Annotated in this window: 8 protein-coding genes; all 8 read right to left on the bottom strand. The window is 48.8% G+C overall.

Features of this window, described 5'->3' with window-relative positions; translation table 11 throughout:
* Positions 1–10 precede the first annotated feature (10 nt).
* A complete protein-coding gene (locus A6049_RS24955; protein ID WP_063567240.1) occupies positions 11–1,573 on the bottom strand; it encodes a DEAD/DEAH box helicase in 1,563 nt (520 codons plus the stop codon).
* A gap of 451 nt (positions 1,574–2,024) precedes the next feature.
* Entirely contained in the window at positions 2,025–3,476 is a 1,452-nt protein-coding gene (locus A6049_RS24950) for a SulP family inorganic anion transporter (protein WP_063567239.1), read from the bottom strand.
* 548 nt (positions 3,477–4,024) lie between these two features.
* Positions 4,025–5,695 carry an ABC1 kinase family protein gene (locus A6049_RS24945; protein ID WP_063567238.1) on the bottom strand — a complete coding sequence of 557 codons (1,671 nt, stop codon included), beginning with the start codon at positions 5,693–5,695 and terminating at the stop codon, positions 4,025–4,027.
* Positions 5,696–6,073 carry a phasin family protein gene (locus A6049_RS24940; RefSeq protein ID WP_053782782.1) on the bottom strand — a complete coding sequence of 126 codons (378 nt, stop codon included), beginning with the start codon at positions 6,071–6,073 and terminating at the stop codon, positions 5,696–5,698. It abuts the gene before it with no gap.
* Positions 6,074–6,145: 72 nt separating this feature from the next.
* Positions 6,146–6,784, bottom strand: coding sequence for a ThuA domain-containing protein (locus tag A6049_RS24935; protein WP_063567237.1), 639 nt, complete (start codon positions 6,782–6,784; stop codon positions 6,146–6,148).
* A gap of 35 nt (positions 6,785–6,819) precedes the next feature.
* Positions 6,820–7,542, bottom strand: coding sequence for an SDR family oxidoreductase (locus A6049_RS24930; RefSeq protein WP_240321537.1), 723 nt, complete (start codon positions 7,540–7,542; stop codon positions 6,820–6,822).
* Positions 7,543–7,816: 274 nt separating this feature from the next.
* Entirely contained in the window at positions 7,817–8,653 is an 837-nt protein-coding gene (locus tag A6049_RS24925; RefSeq protein ID WP_063567236.1) for a uroporphyrinogen-III synthase, read from the bottom strand.
* Positions 8,654–8,782: 129 nt separating this feature from the next.
* Positions 8,783–9,988: a GerAB/ArcD/ProY family transporter gene (locus A6049_RS24920; protein ID WP_063567235.1), complete on the bottom strand. Its 1,206-nt coding sequence runs from the start codon at positions 9,986–9,988 to the stop codon at positions 8,783–8,785.
* Between the last annotated feature and the right edge of the window lie 40 nt (positions 9,989–10,028).

Below are 10,028 nucleotides of genomic sequence, written 5' to 3'. Positions count from 1 at the left end.
TTTATCGTTATTACCGCCCGCGACGAGAATCGCGGCGGTCGCTCTTGGCCAGCCCGCGTCCTGCGGAGTCCGGTCGGCGTGAACCTTCACTGCTGCGCCCGGAGCTGCGCTTGTCGGCGCTACGGCCGCCCCAGCCGCTGCTGCGCTCATCGCCGCTGCGACCTGCACCACGCCCGCCTTGACCCGCTGCACCGCGACTGCTGTCGCTGCTGCTGCGCGCGGAACCACGGCCTGCGCTGCGCTCGTCGCCACTGCGGCCGCCACTACGACCACCGCTGCGTCCACCTTCGCCGCCACGGGAACCACCACGACCGCCACGTCCGCCTTCGCTGCGGCCGGTACGACCTGCGCCGCGACGGGCACTGCCTGTCCCAGCGGAGCGTCCGCCAGAACGTTCTTCATCACCCTGACTGTTGATAGAACGTCTATTTGCTCCAGTTGATGCTACCGGACCTTCACTTGTCCACTGGATACGGGACAGCTTCTGATTGGTGCCTTCCTCAATACGAGCAAGCTCCGGTCTGTCGTGCTGTGTTGCAAATGTCACGGCAAGACCCGTGCCGCCAGCACGACCCGTACGGCCGATCCGGTGGATATAGCTTTCCGCATCATGCGGCATATCGTAGTTGAATACATGCGTTACGCCTTCAACATCCAGTCCGCGTGCCGCAACATCCGTAGCAACGAGGATTTGCAATTTCGCGTCGCGGAATGCTTTCATTACGTTCTCACGCTTGGATTGAGACAAATCACCATGAAGTTCATCGCTCGCATAACCTGCTTCACGCAGATCTTCATTCAGCTTGGATGCACGGCGCTTGGTCCGGCAGAAAACAATTGCCAGGTACGGGCGATACGTATCAATCATGCCGCGAAGTGCCTCAAGTTTGCCACGATCCGTGCACTCCAGCACCTGCTGGCGAATCTGATTGATCGGAATCACGGACTTGGAGGATACCTTCACATCCTCCGGGTCTTTCATGTAGTTCTTCGCCAGGTTGCGAATGCCTTTCGGCATCGTTGCCGAGAACAGCATTGTCTGACGTTTGTGTGGCAGTTCACTAAGGATGGTCTCAACATCATCCAGGAAGCCCATGTGCAGCATTTGGTCGGCTTCATCCAGCACAAGTTTCTTAACATTATCCAGCTTCAACGTGCCACGACGCAGATGGTCCAGGAGACGTCCCGGCGTACCAATCACGATCTGTGTGCCGTTTTGCAGCTTGCGCAGCTGTTTGTCCACATCTTGTCCGCCGTATACCGCGAGAACATGCAGCTTATCGTCGTTTGCAGTCAGCTTCTTCGCTTCTTCCGTAATTTGCAGCGCCAGCTCCCGGGTAGGGGCAATAATCAGTGCTTGCGGCGAGCGGTCGGATACATTAATTTTCTGAATAATCGGCAGCAAAAAAGCCAGTGTTTTCCCTGTACCCGTCTGTGCCTCAGCAATAATATCACGCCCACCCAGCAGTACCGGAATCGAACGCTCCTGTACCGGAGTCGGCACGGCGATGCCCTGATGTTTCAGGATCTCGCACCATTCCGGGCGAATGCCCAGTTGTTCAAAGTTTGCCAATCGTTACACCTCTGTATATTCATTTAGATGAGTCCATTTCATAATTGCTTTCACTTGGCTTCAATCAAGACTAGTTTTCCGTATATCAATCATGATTATGAAATGAATTTTTTAAAAAGCAATCGGTCCGTTGCTCTTCTTCTCCATACCCTGTAGTTTACACGTTAGTCAAGCAAAACAAAAGGGGATCAGGCGTTACTTTCCTGCATTTGTCCACAAATGTCCCGGATCGTTGTGTTTAAAGCCTTAACGAATCATACAGACCTTATACCGCAGTCATGGAAACCTGTGAAATTGTGACGAACTTCAGCCACGCTATAGACCTCAACTAACTAAGCATTTTGCTGACATAAACAAAAAAGGGCCGTCCTTGTCATGATCCATCATGACTTGCAGGACAGCACCTATCATCTATCAATGATACTCATTTGGATTCAACTATAGCTATGAATTAGGAACTGTGCCCTTGCACCGTAGCAAATCCGCTCTTCTCAAGCAAACGAGAGCTTTCCTCGTTCAGTCCGCGCAGATGCACCGTTTTGCCCAGCTTCGCATATTTGAACTTCACTTTACCAATGGCAACAACCGCCGTATTATCCCAAATATGTGAGCCACCAAAATCAATCGTGATTTCCTGCGGATCAGCCTCAGCATTGAACTCATCGACGAAGCGGGAAGATGAACCGAAGAAGAACGGTCCGTGGACCCGATAGACCTTCTGTCCCTGCTCCTCATATGCCTGCACACGAATCTTGGTCTGTTTCCAACCAAAATGAAGCACACTAAGCACAACGCCGACCATCACACCGATAGACAGATCGTGGGTATACACCACAATGGCAACTGTGACTACCATAACGAAGGCTTCCGCACGAGGCACACGCGCAATGTTCTTGATGGAGCTCCAGTCAAACGTACCGATGCACACCATAAACATCACACCTACGAGTGCGCCCATTGGCACCTCTTTCACCACACCACTAAGCAATAACAACAATATGGCCAGAAAAGCCCCAGCCGTAAATGTCGATAAACGACCTCGACCACCAGACTTCACATTAATAACCGACTGTCCAATCATCGCGCAACCACCCATGCCACCGAAAAGGCCATTAACAAAGTTGGCAATACCCTGACCACGTACTTCGCGGTTTTTGCTGCTCTTGGTCTCGGTCATTTCATCCACAATCGTTGCAGTCAGCAAAGATTCCAGCAAACCTACCAGAGCCATCGTGAACGAATACGGCAGCAGAATCATTAGCGTATTGAGGGACCAGTCGATATTCGGCAGATGGAACATAGGCAGGGTACTGGTCAGATTCCCCATATCCCCTACAGTTTTGACGTCCAGATGTAATAGCGCCGTAATGATCGTCATAATCACAATGGCAATCAGTGGAGCCGGAACACTTTTGAAAAACCGTGGCAAAATATAAATGATCGCCAGCGTACCCGCTACCATCGCATACATGATCCAGTTCGCACCTGTGAAATGGGTCAGCTGAGCCATAAAGATCAGAATCGCCAGCGCGTTCACAAACCCGGTCAGTACCGAATGAGGCACAAATGTAATAAACCGACCAACCTTGAAAATTCCCAGAATAAACTGGATTATACCTGTCAGAATTGTAGCGGCAAACAGATATTCCACGCCATAATCCTTGACGAGTCCCACCATCAGTACCGCCATAGCGCCCGTTGCGGCCGAGATCATGCCCGGTCTTCCGCCCGCAATCGAGATCACGATGGCAATCGTAATTGAAGCATACAATCCCACCATCGGATCGACACCCGCAATGATCGAGAAGGCAATGGCTTCCGGAATAAGCGCCAGCGCTACCGTAATACCTGCTAGCACGTCCCCGCGAATGTTACCAAACCATTGTTGTTTTAAAGTATTCATATCGTCCTTTGCCGGTCCTCCTACGTATTTAAACTCAAATTTGACTTATCTCCTGAACGGCAATGGAATGGTTCGTCACTGAGCAACTACAACAAACAACACAAAACAGCGGAATACCCTCCCGCAAAAATGTGTCTATATAAGTTGAAAACATGTTGGATTGACCATGATCCGAATAAGTTATCCGATACCATGTCTGAACATGTCTCATCCGTTCCAGTGTGCACCTCTTATTTCCACTACAACATTCAGGTGTCTTGCTTTTGAGACATCGTGAGCCAATCACAATCTCTCTAGGTTTTCCCCTCTCAGAAAAACCGGGTCCGTTAATGTACTGACCTATTATTATAGTCCTAGAGTCTCTTCTACACGAACAGAGTATGTATCCGTAATTGGTATATTATCTTTTATTATCTCTTATTTATGTAAAATATCTCAGTTATGCTCTGTTTATCTTGTTTAAATATTCCCGTCCATGCCCAAACAAAAAAAGCCGCCAATGCTCCCCTGACAGGAAGCGTTAACGACTCTCTTGATTACGTCTACACTTAAAATCTCCCCGATTTAAATATCGAATAGAGCAAGAAGGCCACCATCAGAATGGCTACCAGAAAACCGATCTCAATGACCGGAATATCCCACAGCATGGTTGACTGGTGACTGATCGAAGAACCGATGATCAATCCAACCATAATGATACAAAATGCGAGCAGTACAATACTAAAAGACAGCCGATTACTGATCTGGTCCATTCTGCGCATGAGCGCATCCAGTTCGGGGACACTGATCTCCAACCTCAGCTTACCTTTGCTAATAATGGAAGACAATTGCCTTAACTGTCCTGGCAGACCCATGACACTTTCGGCCATATCCGCAGCACTGCGGAACAGACGGTTCTTGATCCTCCCAGGATTGAAGCGTTCCTTGATCAGCTTTCGACCAAATGGTTCTGCCATATCTACGATACTCAAGGAAGGATCGAGATGTTCGATGACACCTTCCATCGTGAGTAGCGATTTCCCTAGCAGCAGAATGTCGGCAGGCATCACAACCCGATGTCGCTGCGCCACGCCGAACAGATCATTCAATGCCTGACCCACGCTGATTTTGGAGAAGGGAATATCGTAGTATTTGCTGCGCAGCTTGTCCAGATCGTTATGAAGCCCTCTCAGATCCATATCATCCGGCATCATGCCCAGCTTCTCAATCGCCCGAATCATGCTGTCCGTATCTTTGCGCATCAATCCAATAATGAGCGAAGCCAGGTGCTGCTTCATCTCATCGCTCAGACTTCCTACCATGCCGAAGTCAATAAAGGCAAGCCTGCCATCCTTCAGAACCATCAGATTGCCCGGATGTGGATCCGCATGAAAGAATCCATGAATGAAAATCTGATTCAACAACGAATCCACCAGCCGCTGCGCAATGTTATTCAGATCATGCCCACGTTTAATCAACTCGTCACGGTCATTGAGCTTGATGCCTTCGATGTACTCCATGGTGAGCACACGAGAAGAAGTTTGATCCCAATAGATCAGTGGTATTTTCACTTTGCTATCCTGCTGATATTGCTGTGCAATCTTTTCCGTATTACGTCCCTCGACGGTATAATCCAGCTCGGCCATCAATGCCTGAGCGTACTCTTCTACCATTTGCGGAATCTGATATTGCTTCACCCAATCCCAGCGTTTCTCCGCCATCGCTGTCAATTCTCGTAAAATATCTAGATCGCGCTGAACGATACGCGATATGCCGGGCCGCTGAATCTTAATAGCTACGGCCTCACCGCTTCGGAGTTTACCCAGATGCACCTGTCCAATACTAGCCGCAGCCACAGGGGTATCCTCGAACCGGGAAAAGATCTCCTCCAGCGGTGTATCCAATTCCTGTTCCAAAATACCCCGTGCCGTCTCCGAGGAAAACGGTGGGACCTGATCCTGCAGCTTCACCAATTCCCGGATCACAGACTCGGGCAACAAGTCTGCCCTTGTGCTTGCCAGTTGCCCCAGCTTAACGAAAGCCGGCCCCAGCTCCTGCAGCACGAGTCGTATGCGTTCACTCAGCGTCTTGGTGGTGTGGGCTTCACGCGACATCCACCGCCGGGGTATGGCCAGCAGCTGGAACAAACCCAGCTCCTCGACCATATAACCGAAGCCATGACGCACCAGCGCCATGGCAATTTCCCGGTATCTGCCGACATGTTTGATTCGCACAGCCATCTACTCGATCTCGTTTCCTTTGAGAGGAGGAACTTCAAGTGGAGCTGGGGATACATCAGGTTGAAGCTGTGGTGTGTGACCCAGTTCCGCAAGCTTTTTCTCAAGGACGGCAACACGCTGTTCCAAACTGGTTACATCACTCTCGGATGGAACGCCCACTTCCTGAAGGACGCGCTTGACTTGTTCGTGAATCATTCTTTTGAACTGGCCCTGCTCTTCATCGCCCCGTTCCATCAGGCGTTCAACCAACGCTTTGGATTCACCAGGCGCCAGTTCCCCGCGCTTAACCAGATCATCCACGGTTTTCTCAATTTTCTCCTTACTTACAACAGTAAGACCGAGCCCTAACGAGATTGCCTTTTTGAACAAATCGCTCATTCTTGTCATCCTCCTCTTCGTTGATCTCTATAGTATACCCCTAATCAGCTGCTCACAAAAGAAACGGTACGGCTATACGTAGCGCGCAGCCCATTTTCCTGCCTGCAGAATTAACTGACGATAGGTTTCATGGGCAAAAGATGGTACATGATGTCCTGGCATCAAGTAAACAATGCGTCCAAGACCATATCTATGCGCCCAAGCTGCGGGCTTCGGCCCTTCTTCGGATTGATACTCCAGCAGAATTTTCGTTTCGGCAAATGAACCGAACTCGAACTGATAAGGCTCTTCCTCCATCGTAAATCCGGAAATGCCTTCCGTCACTGGATGGCTCTCTGCCGTTACTGTGAACTCTAGTGGGGCATAAGGTGGATGATGCAGGAATTTGGCACCGATCATCTGCTTCAGCTCATAACGATTTTGGAGCGAAATTCCGTTATGTATAATGACCAGTCCACCTCCATTACTAACATAGGACAATAAGCCTGCCGTCTGCTGTGGAGAGACTTTCCCCTTCCAATCATCCATGTAACAGATACACACATCAAATCCGGTTATATTTTCTTGCAGCAGCATGTTGCGATTCTCACTGCACTGCACAGTCATAGTATCGTGAAAAATCCGACTAATTTCCGCATCCACCCCTTGCAGCGGATGCCAGTCCGGATGAGTATAATCACCAAGTAATAACGCTTTTTTACGATGATCCATCAATAAAAACTCCTTTCAAATTACCTCTAACAGAATTACCAAGGAAGGGTATCGCCCTTGTAATCTACATACGCGGGCTGATCGCCCATGAACTCCTTATGGCGATCGATGAGTGCTGTGATATGCTGAGCCGATTGATCTGGCGTAAGGTCTGCATCGGTATTTAATTCCCCGCTCATATAACTCTGTACCCAGCCGGGATGTATCAGCATCACTTGTCCACCCTCATTCTTCAGACCATTATGCACAAGGCGGGCCTGCATGTTTAACGCAGATTTGGACATACAATAGGCAAACCATCCATCCCGGCTGCACTGCTCAATACTGCCTGCCTCCGAAGATATATCGACGATCAGCTTGTTTGTCCCTTGAAGAAGGAGGGGCAACAGGGCATGAGTCACACGCAATGTCCCCAAGGTATTTACGTTGAATACTTCTGCCATCTCCGCCATATTTAACGGTCCGCGGATATGATCCGTAATACTTCCTAGTATAGCCGCATTATTGATAAGCATATCCAAATGCTCTGTATCCAGCTTAAGTGTCTCCGTGAACAAAGCTACGGACAGATCATCCGCAATGTCCAGTTCGATGGCGCGTAAATGTTTTGGAAAGGCATCCGTCAGAAGACGAATTCCTTCTGACTCTTCCATGTCCAACCCTGCTGCATAAACGATATAACCTCTCTTCAGCATTTGTGCCGTCAGAGCTAACCCCAGTCCCCGGGCCGCCCCGGTTACACATACGGTTTTCATCATGCTGTCCCTCCCTCACAAGCTTAATCTGTCTTTAATTCATTCCACATTATTATCCAAAAACCTTTAATTATGAATGGGTACAACTAACTTCATGACCAAAGTCTCAGGTGAATTCCCTTGAATCAGATTCATTCAGCTAATAGGGAATGAACCGATCACAGAGACAAGCAACAAAAAAAGTTCTGATCCATATATCGGATCAGAACCGGGAACAACTTGGCATCTTAAATGCGTTTCATTCAACGCTTAATATGACTCCAGGCGGGATCACATATTATTGCAGCAGTTGAGCCTTGTCCGCAGATCGGGCAGCGTAATAACGACCCAGTTCAACGATTAGTGCCCCCATCTTCTCATCCTCTGGAACTACGAGCGCCTCAATACCTTCTTCACGCATTGCGTTTGCCGTAACCCTGCCCACCGAAGCAGGCACTACGCCTTGCCGGAAGGCTTCCTGCATGGATTCGAGCTTGCCCTTTGACGCCGCGTATTCAACCAAAAACCGCACTTGCGGCCCACTAGTAAACGCGACAGCATGCACCTCATGCAGCAAAATTTCATTCAACAACTGTTCCAGTTCGCCCTCTTCGGGCGGGACGTGACGATAAGGAAGCACCTGACGTACTTGCGCCCCTTGTTCCTCCAGCCAACCGACCAACTTGGGTGCGGTTTCCCCATGCAGTTGCAACATGACCTTCTGTCCCTTAAGTTCATGAGGCGCAAATTCACGAATCAGCCCGTCTGTGCTGCCATCATCATCCCGTACCAGCGGGGTCAGTTTACGTTTTCGGAGTGCATTGACTGTTTTGTACCCTCTTGCTGCAATCAAGGATTCCGATAATACGTCCAGCAATTGATCAGCAATCTCCATATCCTCAGCCATATCAAAAATAGCGTCCAATCCCATACCCGTGGTTAATACCGTCCAGTCTGGCGGGTCGGATATCCAGGATACCAGACCATCTCGAATATTACGATCGTCCAGAAAAACAGTTCCTTGTGCAGGTCGGACTAGTGGAATCCCGCCCATTTTCTCAACCAGCAAGGACATCTCTTTGGATTTTCGTGGTCCTGTCAGTGCTACACGTATACCTGCCAAATGTTGAGCCATCCATGTTCCCCCCGTTAATTCAGCCGAAAGTCATCAGTCTGACTACAGTATACAGGGTACTTCTATGGAGGGAAACCGAGTTTCCCCTCTTTTCGGCGGTTCATCTATAACGATTTTTGATGGGATATATCAGGAAGGCTGTAGTTCTCCACCCTGATGTCCATCACGTTTACTTTTGTCAGGCTCATCTCGTTCCTGTGATGCTTTCCCTTGTTTATCCTCTTTTGGTTGCTGCTTTTGCTTCTGGTCATCCGTTGCTCGGCGATTTTTCGCATCTTTTTTGCGAGGACGAAGGAACACAAAGAGTATGATGGGAAATAGTATCTCGAACACAATCCCAATCCATGTCCATTCCCTTGTAAAGCGAAAGAGCTGAACCGCGTTTTTGAAAAACCAGAAACTACACACGTAACCAACCAAAGCCACGGGTCCTGTCATCACTTTGCCCGAAACTTTTGGAATCATTCGTTTCATTCCCCAACAGACAAAGTACAGATCAAATGCAATTTTGGTAATCATCGTAGGTAGAGTTGCCGCTGCTAGTGCAAGATCAAACCGATCAAGGAAATCACTGATTTGCAGCTGCCTTGCAAGCTCATAGGAGGGATATACCAACCTGGATGCGATGGGTACCCCCACTGCCAGGATAGTTTCGACGATAATCAGAATCATTAACAGGGCTGCGATCGTAATCCCCCACATGACCGACTTGAATCGGAAATCACTGCCCTTAATTACAAAGGGAATTGCAATCATCTCTCCAAAAAAAGAAAATATGTACCAGCTTCCCTTGCCAACACCAGCAACATCAATGTCAAAATACGGCATGAGATTATCCATGTTTATTTGCTGAATGAGCATAAACGGCAAAATCAACGAATTCAGCATAAACAAAGTAACATACAGCTCTGACATCCCAATTAAGGACCCCAGCCCTCCCCTCACGATAAAAACAGCCATGACCAACAGGGTCAATAAAATCATGGAAATCGGGGTAGTCTCCAGCAAGGTAATGCTTACATAGTCACCGATTAGGCGGATATCACGGGCAAATATAAAGAGAAAAAACAGGATATACAACAGTCCTGTCACACGTCCCAAAAAGGGGAAACGCTCCACCAGAGATTCAAACAGATCCTGATCGGGGAACCGTCGCTGAACACGGCTTAACATCCATAGGGATGCCACCATGACAAGAAACACGGGGATATAGGATAAATAGGCGTGCTGTTCAGCATAAAAGATGGCTTGTGCATGGGGCTGAATCAACGTACCTGTAATACTGAGCAGCATGATGAGCAGCACCAACTGACGACTGGTCACTTTTTGATTCATGGAATACCTCCTTTCTGTCTTATCTTTCATGCTTATTCAT

This window comes from Paenibacillus sp. O199 (assembly GCF_001636635.1).
GTDB classification, from domain to species: domain Bacteria; phylum Bacillota; class Bacilli; order Paenibacillales; family Paenibacillaceae; genus Paenibacillus; species Paenibacillus marchantiae.
The sequence above is the reverse complement of the archived record's forward strand: the minus strand, read 5'-3'. Positions and strand labels throughout refer to the sequence as shown.

What these genes read in the sequence shown, in the direction of transcription:
- A6049_RS24950 (WP_063567239.1), bottom strand. Translation starts at nt 3,476, where the DNA reads ATGAATACTTTAAAACAACAATGGTTTGGTAACATTCGCGGGGACGTG.
- A6049_RS24945 (WP_063567238.1), bottom strand. Translation starts at nt 5,695, where the DNA reads ATGGCTGTGCGAATCAAACATGTCGGCAGATACCGGGAAATTGCCATG.
- A6049_RS24940 (WP_053782782.1), bottom strand. Translation starts at nt 6,073, where the DNA reads ATGAGCGATTTGTTCAAAAAGGCAATCTCGTTAGGGCTCGGTCTTACT.
- A6049_RS24935 (WP_063567237.1), bottom strand. Translation starts at nt 6,784, where the DNA reads ATGGATCATCGTAAAAAAGCGTTATTACTTGGTGATTATACTCATCCG.
- A6049_RS24930 (WP_240321537.1), bottom strand. Translation starts at nt 7,542, where the DNA reads ATGATGAAAACCGTATGTGTAACCGGGGCGGCCCGGGGACTGGGGTTA.
- A6049_RS24925 (WP_063567236.1), bottom strand. Translation starts at nt 8,653, where the DNA reads ATGGCTCAACATTTGGCAGGTATACGTGTAGCACTGACAGGACCACGA.
- A6049_RS24920 (WP_063567235.1), bottom strand. Translation starts at nt 9,988, where the DNA reads ATGAATCAAAAAGTGACCAGTCGTCAGTTGGTGCTGCTCATCATGCTG.